Annotated in this window: 15 protein-coding genes, 8 tRNA genes and 1 pseudogene; 2 read left to right on the plus strand and 22 right to left on the minus strand. The window is 46.6% G+C overall.

Annotated elements, in window-relative coordinates:
• The 22 genes and pseudogenes from NB504_RS11750 to cysP form a co-directional block, all read right to left on the minus strand.
• Positions 1-138: pseudogene (locus tag NB504_RS11750) on the minus strand (NADP-dependent oxidoreductase); the annotation flags it as partial.
• Positions 139-255: 117 nt separating this feature from the next.
• Complete coding sequence (locus tag NB504_RS11755) at positions 256-1,386, minus strand: sodium ion-translocating decarboxylase subunit beta (RefSeq protein ID WP_013857700.1); 1,131 nt, start codon at positions 1,384-1,386, stop codon at positions 256-258.
• Positions 1,387-1,395: 9 nt separating this feature from the next.
• Positions 1,396-3,174 (minus strand): sodium-extruding oxaloacetate decarboxylase subunit alpha, encoded by a 1,779-nt coding sequence (gene oadA / locus NB504_RS11760; RefSeq protein WP_258428953.1) that lies wholly within the window; start codon positions 3,172-3,174, stop codon positions 1,396-1,398.
• Positions 3,175-3,204: 30 nt separating this feature from the next.
• On the minus strand, positions 3,205-3,459 hold the full coding sequence (locus NB504_RS11765; RefSeq protein ID WP_029388148.1) for an oxaloacetate decarboxylase subunit gamma: 255 nt from the start codon (positions 3,457-3,459) through the stop codon (positions 3,205-3,207).
• 373 nt (positions 3,460-3,832) lie between these two features.
• Positions 3,833-3,909, minus strand: a tRNA-Arg gene (locus NB504_RS11770).
• A 66-nt stretch (positions 3,910-3,975) separates the two neighbouring features.
• Positions 3,976-4,052: transfer RNA gene (locus NB504_RS11775), tRNA-Arg, on the minus strand.
• A 36-nt stretch (positions 4,053-4,088) separates the two neighbouring features.
• Positions 4,089-4,165 (minus strand) — tRNA-Arg (locus tag NB504_RS11780).
• Between the two features lie 66 nt (positions 4,166-4,231).
• Positions 4,232-4,308 (minus strand) — tRNA-Arg (locus NB504_RS11785).
• Positions 4,309-4,344: 36 nt separating this feature from the next.
• Positions 4,345-4,421, minus strand: a tRNA-Arg gene (locus NB504_RS11790).
• A 66-nt stretch (positions 4,422-4,487) separates the two neighbouring features.
• Positions 4,488-4,580, minus strand: a tRNA-Ser gene (locus NB504_RS11795).
• Between the two features lie 31 nt (positions 4,581-4,611).
• A tRNA-Arg gene (locus NB504_RS11800) sits at positions 4,612-4,688 on the minus strand.
• A gap of 41 nt (positions 4,689-4,729) precedes the next feature.
• Positions 4,730-4,822 (minus strand) — tRNA-Ser (locus tag NB504_RS11805).
• 186 nt (positions 4,823-5,008) lie between these two features.
• Entirely contained in the window at positions 5,009-5,206 is a 198-nt protein-coding gene (gene csrA / locus NB504_RS11810) for a carbon storage regulator CsrA (protein WP_010320440.1), read from the minus strand.
• A 92-nt stretch (positions 5,207-5,298) separates the two neighbouring features.
• The gene (locus NB504_RS11815; RefSeq protein WP_064624385.1) at positions 5,299-6,486 is read right to left on the minus strand and encodes an aspartate kinase; all 1,188 of its coding nucleotides are present in this window, start codon (positions 6,484-6,486) and stop codon (positions 5,299-5,301) included.
• 205 nt (positions 6,487-6,691) lie between these two features.
• Positions 6,692-9,274, minus strand: a complete 2,583-nt coding sequence (gene alaS, locus NB504_RS11820) for an alanine--tRNA ligase (RefSeq protein WP_258428954.1) — start codon at positions 9,272-9,274, stop codon at positions 6,692-6,694.
• Positions 9,275-9,395: 121 nt separating this feature from the next.
• Positions 9,396-9,899 carry a recombination regulator RecX gene (gene recX, locus NB504_RS11825; RefSeq protein ID WP_094123545.1) on the minus strand — a complete coding sequence of 168 codons (504 nt, stop codon included), beginning with the start codon at positions 9,897-9,899 and terminating at the stop codon, positions 9,396-9,398.
• A gap of 35 nt (positions 9,900-9,934) precedes the next feature.
• Complete coding sequence (recA, locus tag NB504_RS11830; RefSeq protein WP_010320444.1) at positions 9,935-10,981, minus strand: recombinase RecA; 1,047 nt, start codon at positions 10,979-10,981, stop codon at positions 9,935-9,937.
• A 133-nt stretch (positions 10,982-11,114) separates the two neighbouring features.
• Positions 11,115-11,606: a nicotinamide-nucleotide amidase gene (pncC, locus tag NB504_RS11835; protein WP_013857707.1), complete on the minus strand. Its 492-nt coding sequence runs from the start codon at positions 11,604-11,606 to the stop codon at positions 11,115-11,117.
• Positions 11,607-11,720: 114 nt separating this feature from the next.
• Positions 11,721-12,848: a sulfate/molybdate ABC transporter ATP-binding protein gene (locus NB504_RS11840; RefSeq protein ID WP_094131718.1), complete on the minus strand. Its 1,128-nt coding sequence runs from the start codon at positions 12,846-12,848 to the stop codon at positions 11,721-11,723.
• A complete protein-coding gene (gene cysW / locus NB504_RS11845; RefSeq protein WP_017046720.1) occupies positions 12,845-13,708 on the minus strand; it encodes a sulfate ABC transporter permease subunit CysW in 864 nt (287 codons plus the stop codon). Before cysW ends, NB504_RS11840 begins: the two co-directional genes overlap by 4 nt.
• Positions 13,709-13,718: 10 nt before the next feature.
• Entirely contained in the window at positions 13,719-14,576 is an 858-nt protein-coding gene (cysT, locus tag NB504_RS11850; RefSeq protein WP_017046719.1) for a sulfate/thiosulfate ABC transporter permease CysT, read from the minus strand.
• Positions 14,577-14,642: 66 nt separating this feature from the next.
• The gene (cysP, locus tag NB504_RS11855) at positions 14,643-15,644 is read right to left on the minus strand and encodes a thiosulfate ABC transporter substrate-binding protein CysP (RefSeq protein WP_258428957.1); all 1,002 of its coding nucleotides are present in this window, start codon (positions 15,642-15,644) and stop codon (positions 14,643-14,645) included.
• A 213-nt stretch (positions 15,645-15,857) separates the two neighbouring features.
• On the opposite strand from cysP, the gene cysM reads away from it, so the two are divergent.
• Entirely contained in the window at positions 15,858-16,748 is an 891-nt protein-coding gene (gene cysM / locus NB504_RS11860) for a cysteine synthase CysM (protein WP_029388150.1), read from the plus strand.
• Between the two features lie 242 nt (positions 16,749-16,990).
• Positions 16,991-19,579: a DNA mismatch repair protein MutS gene (gene mutS, locus NB504_RS11865; RefSeq protein WP_258428958.1), complete on the plus strand. Its 2,589-nt coding sequence runs from the start codon at positions 16,991-16,993 to the stop codon at positions 19,577-19,579.
• The last annotated feature ends 98 nt before the right edge of the window (positions 19,580-19,677 follow it).

A 19,677-nucleotide genomic window follows, 5' to 3' on the forward strand; every position in this document is an offset into this window, starting at 1 on the left:
TACATCAATAGGGTTTACACCAGCAAAAGCCACTTTCACTAACACTTCGCCAGCTTTAGGTTGAGGAACGTCACTGGTTTGAATAACGAGCACCTCTGGTCCACCAAACTCAGTAATTGCGATCTGTTTATTATCCATGTCAAACTTCCCTATTGATAAAAAGAAAGGGATGCCTCAGCATCCCTTTGAATATATACCATTTTATTGCTTCTAGTTAATCTTTAGCTCGCAAAATAACCATCGGCTCGTCTAGGCTTAGCCAACAAGAGCAAGCAAAACGCCTGCTGCAACAGCAGAGCCCAGTACACCTGCTACATTTGGCCCCATGGCGTGCATCAGTAAGAAGTTCTGTGGATTAGCTTCAAGCCCCACTTTGTTCACTACTCGCGCCGCCATCGGTACCGCAGACACACCAGCAGCGCCAATAAGAGGGTTAATATCCTCTTTCGAGAATTTATTAAGCACTTTCGCCATCAACACACCACCAGCCGTACCAATACTGAAAGCAATAGCACCGAGCGCCAAAATACCTAATGTTTCCAAGTTCAAAAACTTATCAGCCTGCAGTTTAGAACCAACGCCTAAGCCTAAGAAGATAGTAACGATGTTGATCAGTTCATTTTGCGCTGTCTTGGATAGACGCTCAACCACACCCGATTCACGCATTAAATTACCTAGACAGAACATACCCACTAATGGCGTTGCTGACGGTAAAAATAGAATCGTCATCAATAGCACCGCCAAAGGAAACAGTATTTTTTCTGTCTTCCCAACGTGGCGTAGCTGAGCCATTTTGATTTTTCGCTCTTCAGGTGTTGTGAGTGCCTTCATAATCGGTGGCTGAATGATAGGGACTAATGCCATATAGCTATAAGCCGCCACAGCGATTGCACCTAATAAATCCGGCGATAATTTACTGGCAAGGAAAATAGCGGTTGGGCCATCGGCTCCACCAATGATGGCGATGGACGCAGCATCGGCCATGGTAAATTCCATACCCGGCACATAGTTGAGTAATATCGCACCAAACAGGGTGGCGAAAATACCAAACTGAGCGGCCGCACCTAGCCATAACGTTTTAGGGTTTGCAATCAATGCCCCGAAATCGGTCATCGCGCCCACACCCATAAAGATCAGCAGTGGAAAAACGCCCGTCTCAATACCAACATGATAAACGTAATAAAGCAGACCGCCGGGTTCGGTAAAACCCGCATTCGGAATATTCGCTAAAATCGCACCAAAGCCGATCGGCAATAACAGCAGTGGCTCAAAGCCTTTGCGAATAGCCAAAAACAGCAGTAAACAACCGACCAAAATCATGCAGATTTGGCCTAGCTGAAAATTAGCGATCCCTGTTTCAGACCATAAGGTCAATAATCCGTCCATGGTTCTCCCTTACGCTAAGCTCAGCAATGGTGCACCAACAGTCACAGCATCACCCTCTTTGACATGAAGATCTTGAACAATACCGCCACGTGCCGCACGGATCTCAGTTTCCATCTTCATCGCTTCCAGAATCACTAACACATCCCCTTCTAACACCTCAGAACCGGCTTGAACATTCACTTTAAAAATGTTGCCAGCGAGTGGTGAAGGAACCGCTTCTGCATTGTTACTTGCCGGCACGCTTGATGGCTGTGCTGCTTGAGGCTGGCTGGCAGAAATCGAGCTAAGCTGGCCTTGTGGCCCCACTTCAACCGTGTAAATTTGCCCATCCACTTTAACACTGTAGGTTTCAATACCACCTTTTGTCACAACAGTGGCAGGTGTAGGTTTGGCTGACTCCAAGGTTGGCGCAGGCTCAAATGCATCCGGATTGTGACGATTTTTCAAGAACTTCAAACCGACTTGTGGAAACAATGCATAAGTCAGAACATCATCCACCGTATCTGTAGCTAATGAAATTCCCTCTGCTTTTGCCTTTTCAAGCAATTCAGTGGTCAACACGGCCATTTCTGCATCCAACAAATCGGCTGGACGGCAAGTGATCGGCGTAAGATTACCCAACACCTTGGCTTGCAACTCAGCATTCACTGGCGCAGGCGTTGCACCGTATTCACCTTTTAATACCCCTGCAGTTTCTTTCGTGATGCTCTTATAGCGCTCACCAGTCAGGACGTTGATCACCGCTTGTGTTCCCACGATTTGAGATGTTGGAGTCACAAGGGGAATGAAACCTAAATCTTTTCGCACACGAGGGATCTCTTCAAGAACCTCATCAAGGCGATCGGCCGCTCCTTGTTCTTTTAGTTGACCTTCCATATTAGTCAACATACCACCAGGAACCTGCGCAATAAGAATACGAGAATCGACACCTTTTAACTGCCCTTCCCATTTAGCGTATTTCTTACGCACTTCACGAAAATAAGTGGCAATCGGTTCAAGCTGTGTCAGGCTCAGGCCCGTATCACGCTCGGTTCCTTCAAGCATAGCGACCACTGTTTCGGTTGGTGTGTGCCCGTAAGTTTGGCTCATTGACGAGATAGCGGTATCCAAAATATCGATACCAGCCTCTACCGCTTTAACGGCTGTTGCCGCTGAAAGACCAGTCGTGGCATGACTGTGCAGCGCTAAAGGTACGGCACAAGAGGATTTAATACGGGTGATCAGATCTTCAGCTTCATACGGCTTGAGCAACCCAGACATATCTTTAATACACAAAGAGTGGCAGCCGAGATCTTCCAACCGCTTGGCAAGATCAACCCAAGTATCTGAATTATGAACAGGGCTAGTGGTGTAAGACAGTGTGCCCTGCGCGTGTGCGCCAACATCAATTGTCGCTTTGACCGCTTTTTCAAAATTGCGAACATCATTCATCGCATCAAAAATACGGAAAACATCCATACCATTCGCGTGAGCTCGTTCGACAAACTTTTCAACAACATCGTCAGCATAGTGGCGATAGCCTAGTAAATTCTGGCCGCGTAGCAACATTTGCATTGGGGTATTGGGCATCGCTTGCTTAAGCGAACGTAAACGCTCCCATGGATCTTCACCGAGAAAACGGATGCAAGCATCAAACGTTGCTCCTCCCCAAGTTTCCAGTGACCAATAACCGATCTTATCGAGCTCTGCTGCAATAGGCAGCATGTCTTCGATACGCATGCGCGTGGCAAATAGTGACTGATGGGCATCACGAAGGACCACATCCGTAATAGCTAGTGGTTTAGACATGCTCATAAACTCCTTTTCATCCTTTCTATGCTATTTAGCTAATGCGCGGTGCTGATGCACTGCTGCAGAAATTGCCGCCACAATTTGCGGGCTCACAGCTGAAGGGTTTGGTTGAACTTTTCGATGTTGAATCGGCGCTGCGATCGGTTGTGGTACTTCTTCCGGTACCAAGGTTGACATTAACCGAACGAGATAAACGAGAATAGTTAGAAAAATAAAGACTACAGCCATCCCCGTAATCATAAGGGTGGCGGCGTCAACTAATAGGCTTCCAATAGTAGTCATGTTGCTTCCTTTCTGTGTCATCCTGACAACAATTGCTACGCATTTTTACAAGTGCGATCTTGGCAAGTGGACTAGGATTATCTCGATTGGTTAATAATTGTCAATTTTGTTTAAGGGACTCTTGTAGATAACACACAAAATCGGCGAACAATTACTCACACAAATCACAAAACTCTGAATTTTCTCTATTAAGAAGGGCATTTAACTAGCCAATACGGCTACGTTAATCAAAAAATGATGCAGATACTGAGAGGGAGTTAAAACATTGCAGATTAACAAGATAAAACAAATAGTTGCCATTTTCAATTTAACAAAATAGCAACAAAAAACCAACATAAAAAAAGCCCCGCACAATGCGAGGCTTCTTAATAAATGGCGCGCTCAGGAGGATTCGAACCTCCGACCGCCTGGTTCGTAGCCAGGTACTCTATCCAGCTGAGCTATGAGCGCGCAAGGTTTTGATATTAATCAGCGATAATCGTTAACAATATCAGGGTCAATGACCCTTTGAATAAGTGGCGCGTCCTGGAGGATTCGAACCTCCGACCGCCTGGTTCGTAGCCAGGTACTCTATCCAGCTGAGCTAAGGACGCGCAGAGTTAATGAAAGTATCACTAACTTTAAATAAGTGGCGCGCTCAGGAGGATTCGAACCTCCGACCGCCTGGTTCGTAGCCAGGTACTCTATCCAGCTGAGCTATGAGCGCGCAAGGTTTTGATATTAATCAGCGATAATCGCTAACAGTATCAGGATCAGTGACCCTTTGAATAAGTGGCGCGTCCTGGAGGATTCGAACCTCCGACCGCCTGGTTCGTAGCCAGGTACTCTATCCAGCTGAGCTAAGGACGCGCAGAGTTAATGACAGTATCACTAACTTTAAATAAGTGGCGCGCTCAGGAGGATTCGAACCTCCGACCGCCTGGTTCGTAGCCAGGTACTCTATCCAGCTGAGCTATGAGCGCGCAAGATGTGAATTACATCACAAAAATTTTATTTCTGAACAAAAAAATTGACTCATGGTCAATAAATGGCGGTGAGGGAGGGATTCGAACCCTCGATACGGCTATAAACCGTATACTCCCTTAGCAGGGGAGCGCCTTCGGCCTCTCGGCCACCTCACCGCATTTTCACATTCAATCTTACGAAAGAATATGGCGCGTCCTGGAGGATTCGAACCTCCGACCGCCTGGTTCGTAGCCAGGTACTCTATCCAGCTGAGCTAAGGACGCACATTGTTCTTTATTTGGATGCTAAACCAAATAAGCAAGAATGGCGGTGAGGGAGGGATTCGAACCCTCGATACGGCTATAAACCGTATACTCCCTTAGCAGGGGAGCGCCTTCGGCCTCTCGGCCACCTCACCGTCTTGCGGAGGCACATATTACTTTTTACCAAAAATATGTCAAACACTTTCTTGGTAAAAGCGACAAAAATCAAATCAACCGTTGGCTATTTAATCAAAGCGCTGTGAAATTAAACTTTTCTGTCATATCAGTGACTTCAAAGCATAAAAAAGGCCAGCAAAATTCGCTAGCCTTCCTTGTGATAATTAGTAGTTGCTAGGTGCAACACTACCATTACCTTTTTCAGCTTGAATGCGCATGTAGATTTCTTCACGGTGGACAGAAACCTCTTTCGGTGCATTCACACCGATACGCACTTGGTTACCTTTTACACCAAGAACTGTTACTGTCACTTCATCACCGATCATTAGTGTTTCGCCAACGCGGCGAGTCAAAATTAGCATTCTTTGCTCCTTGAGTAATCTCTGTATTATATTGCAACTGCGCTATTATCCACTAAAAGTTATATTTTCGTAAACTATCTATTAGTGCGCTCTCACCCTAAAGATGCATGTTTTAGGTGAGAAGCTAACAGCTCATCTGACCCTATATAGGCCTCATGTAAAATATTGGCTGCTTTATCAACATGTTGTGGCTGCATAACCAGCATTAACGATTGTTTATCAACCGAAAGAGAACTTACTTCTATTCCTTGTTCTGCCAGTAATTCACATGAGCGCTCAACTAATTCCTGAGCCAGCAAACCTACCGTGGTCAATAAACTAACGGGTTCACTATTACGGATTTTGTCATTGAAAACCAGAGCTAATTTAGCACAAGCGTCTCGTTTTATAATGACACCTGTCCATTCTGCCTCTTCGATCACACTCCACACTTCCACACCGAGCATTTGGCACTGCTTGGCTAAACTCGGGAAATGATCATGTTGCACAGTAATAAGCGCCATATCGCGTTGAATCGCAATGCCACATACTGCTTTATGACACTGCTCACCTTTGATTAGACTGCCTGCGTTTACATCAAAAGTAGACAGTACGCGTAAAGGAACTTCATTTTCCCACGCATATTGCACACAAGGTAAATGCAGAACTTTAGCGCCTTTACGTGCCATTTCTTCCATTGACGGGAAATCAACGATCTCTAATTTTTGAGCCGTTGCAACCACACGTGGATCACATGTGTAAACACCATCCACATCAGTGAATATTTGACACTCATCGGCTTTAAGAGCTCCCGCTAGCGTCACAGCGCTAGTATCAGAACCTCCACGTCCTAAAGTGGTGATATCCCCATTCTCATTCACACCCTGAAAACCCGCTACCACCACAATATGATCTTGTGCCAGCAACTCGGTAATCGTTCGAGTATCAATCATTTTAATCGTCGCGTCATTGTGTTGATTATCGGTCACAATGTTCGCTTGAGCTCCGGTTAGTGAGCGAGCTGAATAGCCTAATTTATTGAGTGTCATCGCTAATAGCGCCATAGACACTTGCTCACCAGCAGAGAGCAAAACATCAAGTTCCCTTGCAGTTGGTACACTATCGATTTGTTGTGCTAAGCCCAACAGTCGATTGGTTTCTCCTGACATTGCAGAAACAACTACAACCACTTGATTACCATCATTCTTCGCCTTAATGATGTGTTCAGCGACGGTATGGATTCGTTCTATTGAACCCACCGAGGTTCCGCCAAACTTTTGCACGATAAGGGGCTTTTTCACCTATCTTCACCTTCCCAAGACCAAAGTCTCATTAGGACCAAATCGAAAGCAGAGCACTATGTTGAGTATCGATTCAGTAGTTACAAAAACAAAACCAAGCAGATAACTGGCTCGTATCCTATTGCGCCAATTAGACCACTTGGTTTGGTAAATAAAATTACGCCCAATCAAAAAACAGTGATTGAGCGTGACTTATTACAGCGGTTTATAGATGCTCAGCAATCCAAGCATCTACTGAAGCTAAAGCGCCAGGCAAGGCATTAACATCCGTACCTCCCGCTTGAGCCATATCCGGACGGCCGCCACCTTTACCACCCACTTGCAAGGCAACCATATTGACCAGCTCCCCTGCTTTAACTTTGGCGGTAAGATCTTTGGTCACACCCGCAATCAAACCCACTTTATCATCAGCCACATTACCCAGCATGATAATGCCACTGCCTAACTGATTTTTTAGCTCATCAACCATACCACGCAGCGCTTTGTTATCAGCGCCATTAAGTTGAGCAACTAGCACTTTCACACCCGCAATTTCTTTTACATTGCTGATCAGATTGGCACTTTCTTTCGCTGCAAGTTTATCTTTTAACTGCTGCAACTCTTTTTCCAAAGATTTCGCTTTAGCCGCCATTTCAGCCACTTTGACTTCATATTGAGCCTGCTGTTGATCCAATAGATCCAGCGCGCCTTCACCCGTCACCGCTTCAATACGACGAATGCCAGCGGCAATACCGCCTTCAGAAACTATTTTGAATAGGCCGATGTCACCGGTGTTACTTGCGTGAATACCACCACACAGTTCGGTTGAGAAATCCCCCATCGACAATACACGAACTTCATCGTCGTATTTTTCACCAAACAGTGCCATAGCACCTTTGGCTTTTGCCGCTTCGATGTCCATAATATTGGTTTCAATCGTGTGGTTACGGCGAATTTGCGCGTTCACTAGACGTTCCACTTCTTTTAGCTCTACGGGCGTCATTGCTTCTAAATGAGAGAAGTCAAAACGCAAGCTTTCCGCTTTTACCAATGAGCCTTTTTGCGCCACGTGCGAACCTAATACTTGGCGAAGTGCAGCATGCAACAAATGTGTGGCGGAGTGGTTCAGTGAAATTGCAGCGCGGCGCTTAGCATCAACAATGGCTTTCGCTTCATCGCCTTTGGCGAGTACGCCCTCGATGAGTTCACCGTGATGAGCAATGGCGTTGCCGAGTTTTTGTGTATCTTCAACTTTAAACAAGCCCGTGGCCGTTTGAATAACACCCGCATCGCCACATTGACCACCGGATTCAGCGTAGAAAGGTGTTTCGCCCAAGATCAAAATCGCTTTATCACCCGCAGATAGAGTGTCAACTTCATTGCCGTCAACAAACATAGCGGCAATGCGGCTCTCGCCTTTTGTCGCGCTGTAGCCACAGAAAGCGGTATTGGCATCAACTTTAATGATTGCATTGTAGTCAGTGCCAAATTGGCCCGCTTCACGCGCTCGTTGACGCTGCTCTTCCATCGCTTTTTCGAAACCTAGTTCGTCAATGGTCAGCTCACGTTCACGTGCAACATCATTAGTTAAATCAGCCGGAAAACCGTAGGTATCGTAAAGTTTAAAGACAGTTTCACCATCCAGTACGCTACCCTCTAAATTATCGAGTGCATCATTGAGGATCGCCATACCGCGTTCAAGAGTGCGACCGAAGTTCTCTTCTTCAATGCGCAGCACTTTTTCTACAAGCGCTTGCTGCTTTTTCAGTTCTTCACCAGCCGTTCCCATCACTTGTGCTAATGGGCCAACCAATTTGTGGAAGAAGGCACCTTGTGCGCCCAATTTATTACCATGACGCACCGCTCGACGAATAATCCGACGCAGTACATAGCCACGGCCTTCATTCGATGGCATCACACCATCCACAATCAAGAAAGCACAAGAACGGATGTGATCAGCAACAACGCGTAGCGATTGATTGGAAAGATCGTCATAACCCGTTACATCAGCGGCGGCTTTAATCAAGGCTTGAAACACATCAATTTCATAGTTTGAGTGAACACCCTGCATGATCGCAGAAATACGTTCAATACCCATACCGGTATCAACGGAAGGTTTTGGAAGTGGCTCCATCGTGCCATCGGCATGACGGTTAAACTGCATGAATACGTTGTTCCAAATTTCAATGAAACGATCGCCATCTTCCTCTGCCGAACCTGGAGGACCACCCCAGATATGATCGCCATGATCGTAGAAAATTTCAGTACAAGGACCACACGGACCCGTATCACCCATTTGCCAGAAGTTGTCTGACTCATAAGCTTTACCACCCGGTTTATCGCCAATGCGAATAATGCGCTCAGCCGGAATGCCTACTTTTTTGTTCCAGATATCAAATGCTTCATCATCGGTTTCATACACGGTAACCAGTAGACGATCAGCGGGCAACTTGAGTGTTACAGTAAGAAACTCCCACGCGTATGCGATAGCGTCTTCTTTGAAGTAATCGCCAAAGCTGAAGTTACCCAACATTTCAAAAAAGGTATGGTGACGAGCGGTAAAACCAACGTTTTCCAGATCGTTATGCTTACCACCAGCTCGCACACAACGTTGAGCCGTTGTTGCACGTGTATAAGCACGCTTTTCTAAACCAAGAAAACAATCTTTAAATTGGTTCATTCCTGCATTTGTGAACAACAGGGTTGGGTCATTAGCGGGGACTAATGATGAACTATCAACAATTTGGTGTCCTTTACTTTCAAAGAACGAGAGGAACGCGCGGCGAACCTCATCAGTGCTCATAAACATGCAGCTCTTCCTGAAATACTCAAGTTAGAATTTTGCGTTATTGTAAAGCATGGATAAGAGTTCGACTAGTTTTCTTATAGAAAAGGCATGGCAGGAAATAAATTGCGGATCAGACGAAGAGTTAAGCTTCCGATGATGATAAAGCGTAGCTAATTTGCTCGAAGCTAAAGCCTCGATACTGCAAAAAACGCACTTGTTTGGCATGTTCTTTTGAACCTTTTTCCGCAGGTTCTCTGAATTTTTTTTCAGCCACCGCTTTTGCCAATTCAAACCAATCTTGAGGCTCTTGATGTAAAGCGGTTTCAATATCATCGCTATTGACTCTTTTTTGGCTCAGCTCTTGTCGAATACGCCGCTCACCATGACCTTTAGTGACATGTTGTCTTATTTGACTTGCGGCATAGCGCAGTTCATCCAAATAATGGTTCTCAAGGCAGTAACTCATGGTTTGAACGATAATTTCCGAATCATACCCTTTACTCATGAGCTTTTGCTGTAGCTCATGCTCGCTGTGATCTCGTCGGCTCAGTAATTGCAATGCGCACTCTTTGCACGATAACGTCGATTTGAATTTAGAGGAATACATACTGTCCCTATTAGTCATGGATAAAACAAAGCCCTGCATTGCAGGGCTTTGTTGAAATATAAACGTGGAGAAGATTACAACTCTTCTTCTTGAGGCATTTCGCTCAAAATAGGTTCTTCAACAATTAACTCGGCTGGATTGAGCAGCATTTCACGTAACTTAGTATCAAGAGCCATAGCTGCAGCTGGATTCTCTCTCAAGAATTTACAAGCGTTTGCTTTACCTTGACCAATTTTATCACCGTTATAGCTATACCAAGCGCCCGCTTTCTCAACCAATTTATGTTTCACGCCAAGATCAACCAATTCACCTTCACGGTTAAAACCTTGTCCGTAAAGAATTTGAGTATCCGCTTGTTTAAAGGGAGCCGCGATTTTGTTCTTAACCACTTTAATACGCGTTTCATTACCCACGACTTCGTCACCCTCTTTAATAGAGCCTGTACGACGAATATCTAAACGAACTGAAGCGTAGAATTTAAGGGCATTACCACCTGTTGTGGTTTCAGGGTTACCAAACATCACACCAATTTTCATACGGATCTGGTTGATGAAGATACACATGCAGTTGGACTGTTTTAGGTTACCCGTTAACTTACGCATCGCTTGAGAAAGCATACGGGCTTGTAGACCCATGTGGCTATCGCCCATTTCACCTTCAATTTCAGCTTTTGGTGTCAGTGCAGCCACAGAGTCAATGACGATAACATCAATGGCACCAGAACGGGCCAAGGCATCACAAATTTCAAGCGCTTGTTCGCCCGTATCAGGTTGTGAAACCAACAGCTCATCGATGTTTACACCCAGTTTTTTAGCATAAATTGGGTCAAGGGCATGTTCTGCATCGATAAAAGCACAGGTTTTACCCACTCGTTGTGCTGCTGCGATCAATTCCAGCGTTAACGTTGTTTTTCCTGATGATTCAGGGCCGTAGACTTCAACGATACGTCCCATTGGTAAACCGCCAGCACCCAATGCAATATCCAAAGAAAGTGAACCGGTAGAAATGGTTTCAACATCCATTGTACGGTTGTCACCAAGGCGCATGATCGAACCTTTACCAAATTGCTTTTCAATTTGACCCAGTGCTGCGGCTAGCGCCTTCTGCTTATTTTCGTCCATTACTTTCTCCAAACTGTCGCTGTGGGTAGCGGCTCGTTAAATTTTTTATCGACTCTTTAGTCGCCAATTGGGGTTAATTATACTGTTGATTCATACAGTGTCTATAGCTGTGTCGAAAAAATTTCGACTAGGTTCAATTTGGCTGCGATAAAAAGTGACTCACCACTTGTAATGCATGAGTAATCGCCTGCTTGCGCACCTGTGCGCGATCGCCTTTAAAACAAAGCGTCTCAGCACGTTCCCAGCCTTGCTTAGAAGCCCATGCAAAGCATACGGTTCCCACTGGTTTTTCTGCGCTACCGCCGTCAGGACCAGCAATACCACTGATCGCTACACCAATAGTGGCTTGGGAATGCAAAAGTGCTCCTTGTACCATTTCGCGCACAACGGGTTCTGAAACCGCGCCAAAATCCACCAGTGTCTGTGCTTTGACACCGAGCATCTCTTGTTTAGCGAGATTACTGTAGGTCACAAATGACCGTTCAAACCAAGCCGAACTTCCTGCAACCTCGGTAAGTGCAAATGCCACACCACCACCAGTGCATGATTCAGCACTGGTGAGGATCTCTTTTTGTGCTAACAATTGCTGACCTAATTGCTCACTTAATGCAAAAATCGCTTTCATTACGCCCTCTCCAAAGCCACGTTATTTTCGCTTGAACCTTTATAGCAGATTGAATCATCAGAAAACAGAATGGGCACGCAAGCGTGCCCATTCTGAATCGTTCGTCCGTTGTATTTAGATCTCAAACATTAAACTATCTGCGTCTAAGAATGGCCAACGAATGGTGTGCGGAGTGCTGCTCTCCCCACCAAAAAAGTAGCCCACTTGTGGTGTAGCAAAGGTTTTGTCACCTCGTGTGAGCGGTTGTTCACTCAATGCTCTATGGGTTAATTTTGCTTCCCATAATTGCTCACTCTCCCAGCCCACTGGCACGAGTTCCACTCGCACTTCCGCGCCAACAGGATTGACAGAGACCACTTCAAAAGGCAATGAAGCTTGGCTATTTTGTTTGTTCGATAGGCTCAACTCATGGCTGCGTACATACAACTTTCCTGATTGATTAATCGCGTGATCTTTCGGCGGTAAGATAAACGATTGACCGTTGACCCACTGCTCGTTATTCCAGTTGGCTTGGAAGACATTCACATTGCCAAAAAAGTCAAAGACGAAGCGACTGTTCGGTTGAGCATAAAGCTGCACTGGCGAGTCGATCTGTTCGATGCGGCCATTGCTCATTACGACCACGCGATCAGAGAGTTCAAGTGCTTCATCTTGATCGTGGGTGACAAATACGCTCGTAAAACCGAGCTCTTCATGCAAGCTGCGCAACCAGCGGCGCAATTCTTTACGCACTTTGGCATCCAGTGCGCCAAAAGGCTCATCCAGCAGTAGCACTTCCGGCTTTGTTGCAAGAGCGCGAGCCAAGGCGATGCGCTGCTTTTGCCCGCCGGAAAGTTGTTCAGGATAGCGCTCTGCTAAATGGCCAAGTTGCACAATATCCAATAGCTGTTTGACTCTTTTGGTGATCTCCGCCGCCGCTGGTCTATGACGGCGATCCATCACTTGCAAACCAAACGCGACATTGTCGGCCACCGTCATATGACGAAAAAGTGCGTAGTTTTGAAACACAAAGCCAACTCGGCGCTCGCGGACGTGGACATGAGTCACATCGCGATCTCTAAAATGAATGGTTCCGCTATCGGCTCCTTCAAGGCCGGCAATAATGCGCAACAAAGTGGTTTTGCCTGAGCCGGAAGGACCAAGTAAGCCAATCATCTCGCCATCATCAATCTGTAACGAGAGCGGAGAGAGCGCTTGAAATTGACCAAATTGTTTGGAAATGTTGTCTAAACGTATACTCATACCGTCTCTTGCTCTCTGTTCGTTTTTGTCTGATTGTTGTGTTGACGCCATTCAACATAAGCTTTAAAAACTAAGGTTAATAATGCAATGAAAGCCAATAGTGAGGCGCTAGCAAACGCCGCTTCCGATTGATAATCTTCATACAGTAGCTGCACATGTAGCGGTAAGGTATTGGTTTCACCACGAATATTGCCAGACACAACTGCTACTGCACCAAATTCACCAATGGCACGCGCATTGGTTAGGATGACACCGTAAATCAACGCCCATTTAATATTCGGTAAGGTGACGCGACGAAACAGTTGCCACCAAGATGCACCCAAAATAACCGCCGCTTCTTCATCGGAGCGACCTTGCTGCTGCATCAGCGGGATCAGCTCACGCGCGACAAACGGGCAAGTCACAAAAACCGTGACCAATAAAATTCCCGGCCAAGCAAACATCACTTGCAGATCGCGCTCAAACAACCACTCACCTAACCAGCCGCTGCTGCCGTAAAGCAGTAAATACAGAAGGCCTGCAACAACCGGTGATACGGCAAACGGAATATCAATTAAAGTGGTTAATATTTTTCTACCCGGAAATTCAAAACGAGTCACAGCCCAAGCCAATAACACGCCAAACACTAAGTTAATTGGCACCGTGAGTAGCGCAACTAACAGTGTTAAACCAATGGCATGACGCGTATCGGGTTCAATTAAATGACTAATATAAGTCGATAAACCACTGGCAAAGGCTTGTTTGAAAATGCTCACTAGCGGGATAATCAGCAACAATGCAACCCAAAACAGCGCAAAGCCAATCAAACTCCACTTCACCCAAGGTGCTTCTCCGACTCGTAACGGTTGATGTGCTTTCATCATCGGTTCCTTAACGTCCATGAATTCGACGCAGGTATGCGCCTTGCCATAGATTGATCAGTAGTAGCAGCGATAACGATGCCATCAATACTACCGAGGCAATGGCACTCGCCGCCGGAAAATCAAATTCTTGTAAGCGTACAAAAATCATTAATGAGGTAATTTCACTGACGTAAGGCATATTGCCCGCAATGAAAATCACTGCACCAAACTCGCCCAAGCTACGCGTAAATGAGAGTGCAATACCAACCAATAGTGCTGGACGAATCGAAGGCATGATCACTTTCCAAAATACGGCGCTGTCTGATGCGCCTAACGTCATTCCCGCTTCTTCCTCTTCTTTGGAGATCTCCTCCAAGACGGGTTGTACCGTGCGCACCACAAACGGAATACTGGTAAACGCCATCGCGACAACAATCCCCAAGGGGGTATAAGCCACTTTAATTCCAAGCTCGCCAAGTACGCTGCCCACCCAGCCATTGGATGAGTAAAGCGTCGCCAACGTGATGCCTGCAACGGCGGTAGGCAAAGCAAACGGTAAATCGACTAAAGCATCAAGAATACGTTTGCCATAAAAATCATAACGAACCAGCACCCAAGCGAGCAATAATCCTAGCAAGCCATTAAACAATGAGGCGATGAGTGCCGCGCCCACCGTTACTTTGTAACTGGCCAGTACACGAGGGTCCGCCACCACCTGCCAATACTCGGTGAGCGACATTTGGCTCGTCTGCATAATCAAACCACTGGCGGGCAATAGCAGCACTAAGCTGACAAAAAACAGCGAAGTACCGAGGCTAATACCAAATCCGGGTAGCACCCTTTTATGGCGTGGGCGAGATAAAGAAGCGGTGAAGGAATGGCTCATAAACCCTCGAAACAAAACGGATGCGTAAGAAAACCACCCACACTCAGCGCAGGTGGCGATGACGAATTAACGACGTTGAAGTTGGTCAAGCTTCGCGCCATTGGCAAAATGAAGTTTCATGGCACTTTCCCACCCGCCAGCAATGCTCTCAACTGTTAGCAATTCAACTTCAGGGAAGCGATCAGCAAATTCTGCGTTCACTTTTTCATCATGAACGCGGTAATTAAACCCAGCCAGCAAACGTTGCGCTTCTTCACTGTACAGATAAGCAAGATATTCGTTGGCTACCTCAAGCGTGCCTTTACGCTTGGCATTTTTTTCCACCACGGCCACGGGAAACTCGGCCAAGATAGAGGTCTTAGGCACCACTACTTGATATTCATCCACGCCATACTGCTGACGAATATTGTTCACTTCAGATTCAAACGTAATCAGCACATCGCCAATACCACGTTCAACAAACGAAGTAGTCGCACCACGGCCGCCAGTATCAAATACCGCTACATTAGATAAAAATTGTTTGAGGAATTGATCCTGCTCGGCTTGGTTTTCTTTGCCAAAAGTCTTTTGTGCATAACCGACCGCGGCCAAATAGGTATAACGTGCATTACCTGAGGTTTTAGGATTGGGGAATACAGAAGCCACATCAGCTTTAGCGAGATCGCCCCAATCTTGAATATTTTTTGGATTCCCCTTGCGCACTAAAAATGCGGTCGTGGAATAGTAAGGTGAGCTTGCATTGGGCAATTTTTCTTGCCAATTAGCATCGATAAGCTTGCCGCGATCGTGCAGCACCTGAACATCCGTTACCTGATTGAATGTCACTACATCGGCGGCTAACCCCTGCAAAATTGAGCGAGCTTGCGCAGATGACCCACCGTGCGACTGTTTGATCTCCACTGTTTGGCCTGTCTTTTGTTGCCAGTGTTTTTCAAACACTGGGTTATAAGAAGCAAACAGCTCGCGAGCGATGTCGTACGATGAGTTGAGAATGGTTTGATCCGCGGCCGAAACATTCAACGATCCTACGGCTAATAAGCTGGCTAAGGCTGACTTGATGAACTTCATATATTGCTACTCCCTAATCACTACGGCCAAAATGGCGTCCTTGGCAATTAGAGTATGAGGAAAATGAATTATAACAAAGAGGATAACTAGAACTTTTTGGAATAAACTCTAGCAATAAATTGTATGCCAATTACCAGCACGACTTTATAGTAGTGTTCGGTAAGGTGGATACGTCATCTTACTCTTCCGACTAAAAAAATTAAGGACAACATGATGGCGGACTTTCCAACGATTGAAGCATATGTCGGGCAAACGCCTTTAGTTCGCTTGCAGCGACTGGCGGCTCACACCTCAAGCACCGTATTGGTCAAGCTAGAAGGCAATAACCCAGCAGGTTCAGTCAAAGATCGCCCAGCACTCAATATGATAGTGCAAGCAGAGCGTCGCCAAGAGCTCCAACCGGGCGATACCATCATTGAAGCGACCAGCGGCAACACGGGTATTGCGCTGGCAATGGCGGCCGCCATCAAAGGCTACAAAATGATTTTAATCATGCCAGATAATGCCACCCAAGAGCGTAAAGACGCGATGAAAGCGTATGGTTGTGAGCTCATTTTAGTCAGCAAACAACAAGGCATGGAAGGAGCGCGCGATTTAGCATTAAAAATGCAAAGTGAAGGCAAAGGAAAAGTACTCGATCAATTCAATAACCCCGACAACCCGCAAGCTCATTTTGATTCAACTGGCCCAGAAATTTGGCAACAAAGCCACGGGGAAATCACCCACTTTGTCTCAAGTATGGGCACAACGGGCACCATCATGGGCACTTCTCGCTATCTAAAAACGAAAAATCCAGAGATAAGCATTGTCGGTTTACAACCAGCAGAAGGCAGTGCAATTCCGGGCATTCGCCGCTGGCCTCAAGCTTATTTACCCGGCATTTTTGAATCATCACGTGTTGATGTGGTACTCGATATCGAAGAGCAAGATGCCATCAATACGGCTCGTGCTTTGGCAACCCAAGAAGGTATTTGCGCTGGCGTCAGCTCTGGAGGCGCCGTTTTCGCTGCGTTACAAATCGCGCAACAAAATCCCGGAGCGGTGGTTGTCGCCATCATTTGCGATCGAGGCGATCGTTATCTCTCATCCGGTCTTTTTTCTTAGATCAAATATCCAACCCAACGGGCTAATCAGTGCTGACGCGCTCATCACTCTTTAGCCCTTGGCTTTGCTTCCACATCAGCATCCCTTGATTGCTCAGCAATAGCGAAGTTTGTTATCCTCTCCAACTATTTAAATGCATGTTCTGACGATTCTTTTTAACTCATGTCAGAGCTAAGGCCGCTGACATTCCTGTACAGTGGTCATTTTCACAGTCAGCCATTGATAATCGAGTGACGAATAACATGAGCAAATCCAGCGCATCTTCCGCCGAGTCTTCACCACAGCACACCCCGATGATGCGGCAATATCTGCAATTGAAAGCCGAAAACCCCGATATTCTGCTCTTTTATCGGATGGGCGATTTCTACGAGCTGTTTTACGATGACGCTAAACGCGCATCGCAATTGCTGGAAATATCACTCACCAAACGCGGTGCTTCTGCGGGTGAGCCTATTCCAATGGCGGGCGTTCCCTATCATGCCGTGGAAGGTTACTTAGCGAAATTGGTACAACAGGGCGAATCCGTCGCGATTTGTGAACAAATTGGCGATCCTGCCACCAGCAAAGGCCCCGTTGAGCGTAAAGTGGTACGGATTGTCACGCCCGGTACGGTCACGGATGAAGCCTTGCTCTCTGAGCGAGTCGATAACTTAATTGCTGCCATCTACCACCACGATGGTCGCTTTGGCTACGCAACCTTAGACATCACTTCAGGGCGCTTCCAACTGAGTGAGCCAGAAACCGAAGAGGCGATGGCCGCCGAACTGCAACGCACCGCACCGCGCGAACTGCTCTTCCCTGAAGATTTCACGCCAGTCACTTTAATGGGCAATCGCAAAGGCAACCGTCGCCGCCCTATTTGGGAATTTGAGTTAGAGACAGCAAAACAGCAGTTGAACCAACAATTTGGTACGCGTGATTTAGTCGGTTTTGGCGTAGAACAGGCTAAACTGGGTTTATGCGCCGCTGGCTGTTTGATTCAATACGTGAAAGATACACAGCGCACTGCACTGCCTCATATTCGTTCGCTGACGTTTGATCGCCAAGATCACTCGGTGATCTTAGATGCCGCCACGCGCCGTAATTTAGAGATCACGCAGAACTTGTCCGGTGGCTTTGATAACACCTTAGCGGAAGTGCTCGATCACTGCGCCACTCCTATGGGCAGCCGTATGCTCAAACGCTGGTTACACCAACCGATGCGCTGTATCGATACGCTGAATCAACGCCTTGATGCGATCGGCGAGTTGAAACAACTTACTTTGTTTAGTGAGTTACAACCTGTGCTGAAACAGATTGGCGATATTGAACGTATTCTTGCACGTTTGGCATTGCGTTCCGCTCGCCCAAGAGACTTAGCACGCCTGCGACATGCGATGCAGCAATTGCCGCAGCTCAGTGAAATACTGCAACCCTTGTCGCAACCCCACTTAGTTCAGTTAACTCATCATGTACAGCCATTGGATGAGCTGTGCACACTGCTTGAGCGAGCGATCAAAGACAACCCACCAGTTGTGATTCGTGATGGTGGCGTGATTGCCGATGGCTACAGCGCCGAACTGGATGAATGGCGTGATTTAGCCAACGGCGCAACCGAATACTTGAATAAATTAGAAGCTGAAGAGCGCGAACGTCACGGCATTGATACGCTAAAAGTCGGCTACAACGCGATTCACGGTTTCTACATTCAAGTCAGCCGTGGCCAGAGTCACCTTGTTCCTCCCCACTATGTGCGCCGCCAAACGCTGAAAAATGCCGAGCGTTATATTATTGCCGAGCTAAAAGCGCATGAAGATAAAGTGCTCAACTCGAAATCAAAAGCACTGGCAGTGGAAAAGCAGCTTTGGGAAGAGTTATTTGACTTATTGTTGCCTCATTTAGAGCAGATGCAAAACCTTGCATCTTCGCTATCGCAGCTCGATGTGTTGCAAAACCTTGCCGAGCGCGCTGAAAGCTTAGACTACTGTCGCCCGACCTTGAGTAAAGAGCCAGCGATCCATATTCAAGCGGGCCGTCACCCTGTCGTTGAGCAAGTGATGAATGACCCCTTCATTGCCAACCCAATTGAGCTCAATCCGCAACGAAAAATGTTGATTATTACCGGGCCTAACATGGGAGGTAAATCGACCTACATGCGCCAAACTGCATTGATTACTTTATTAGCGCATATCGGTTGCTATGTGCCAGCAGAAGCTGCACACATCGGTTCGATTGACCGCATCTTCACCCGCATTGGTGCATCGGACGATCTCGCCTCTGGTCGCTCTACTTTCATGGTTGAAATGACCGAAACTGCCAACATTTTGCATAATGCGACACAAAATAGCTTGGTATTGATGGATGAAATTGGCCGCGGCACCAGTACCTATGATGGGTTATCACTGGCTTGGGCAAGTGCACAATGGCTCGCAAGCCAAATTGGCGCGCTAACGCTATTTGCCACTCATTATTTTGAACTGACCGAGCTGCCAAACCAGCTACCTCACTTAGCCAACGTGCATTTAGATGCCGTGGAACATGGCGATAGCATTGCCTTTATGCATGCGGTTCAAGAAGGGGCGGCAAGTAAATCTTACGGCCTAGCAGTGGCAGGTCTTGCTGGCGTGCCTAAAACAGTGATCAAAAACGCGCGCGCTAAATTGTCGCAGCTCGAGTTATTGAGCCAACAACAGTCCAATGGCAGCAAAAGCTCAACCGTAGATATTGCTAATCAACTCAGTTTGATCCCAGACCCAAGCGAAGTCGAACAGGCATTAGCAGCTATTGATCCTGACGATCTAACGCCTCGCCAAGCATTAGAAGCGCTTTATCGCTTGAAGAAGCTAATGTAAAAATCTGATATTACAAATAAAAAAGGCATCGATTTTAAGTCGGTGCCTTTTGTGCTTTTATGCAATAGTTTTATAAATCAATGGTTCTATGAGTCAAG

Origin of the sequence: Vibrio sp. RM-69-4 (assembly GCF_024743775.1) — a bacterium.
GTDB lineage: Bacteria > Pseudomonadota > Gammaproteobacteria > Enterobacterales > Vibrionaceae > Vibrio > Vibrio anguillarum.

Excerpts from the sequence above, each read along its gene's own strand:
- alaS (WP_258428954.1), bottom strand. The coding sequence starts at position 9,274 with ATGTTTATGAGCACTGATGAGGTTCGCCGCGCGTTCCTCTCGTTCTTT.
- NB504_RS11755 (WP_013857700.1), bottom strand. The coding sequence starts at position 1,386 with ATGGACGGATTATTGACCTTATGGTCTGAAACAGGGATCGCTAATTTT.
- csrA (WP_010320440.1), bottom strand. The coding sequence starts at position 5,206 with ATGCTAATTTTGACTCGCCGCGTTGGCGAAACACTAATGATCGGTGAT.
- cysW (WP_017046720.1), bottom strand. The coding sequence starts at position 13,708 with ATGAAAGCACATCAACCGTTACGAGTCGGAGAAGCACCTTGGGTGAAG.
- pncC (WP_013857707.1), bottom strand. The coding sequence starts at position 11,606 with ATGAAAGCGATTTTTGCATTAAGTGAGCAATTAGGTCAGCAATTGTTA.
- cysT (WP_017046719.1), bottom strand. The coding sequence starts at position 14,576 with ATGAGCCATTCCTTCACCGCTTCTTTATCTCGCCCACGCCATAAAAGG.
- mutS (WP_258428958.1), top strand. The coding sequence starts at position 16,991 with ATGAGCAAATCCAGCGCATCTTCCGCCGAGTCTTCACCACAGCACACC.
- cysM (WP_029388150.1), top strand. The coding sequence starts at position 15,858 with ATGGCGGACTTTCCAACGATTGAAGCATATGTCGGGCAAACGCCTTTA.
- recA (WP_010320444.1), bottom strand. The coding sequence starts at position 10,981 with ATGGACGAAAATAAGCAGAAGGCGCTAGCCGCAGCACTGGGTCAAATT.
- oadA (WP_258428953.1), bottom strand. The coding sequence starts at position 3,174 with ATGTCTAAACCACTAGCTATTACGGATGTGGTCCTTCGTGATGCCCAT.
- cysP (WP_258428957.1), bottom strand. The coding sequence starts at position 15,644 with ATGAAGTTCATCAAGTCAGCCTTAGCCAGCTTATTAGCCGTAGGATCG.
- recX (WP_094123545.1), bottom strand. The coding sequence starts at position 9,899 with ATGCAGGGCTTTGTTTTATCCATGACTAATAGGGACAGTATGTATTCC.
- NB504_RS11765 (WP_029388148.1), bottom strand. The coding sequence starts at position 3,459 with ATGACTACTATTGGAAGCCTATTAGTTGACGCCGCCACCCTTATGATT.
- NB504_RS11840 (WP_094131718.1), bottom strand. The coding sequence starts at position 12,848 with ATGAGTATACGTTTAGACAACATTTCCAAACAATTTGGTCAATTTCAA.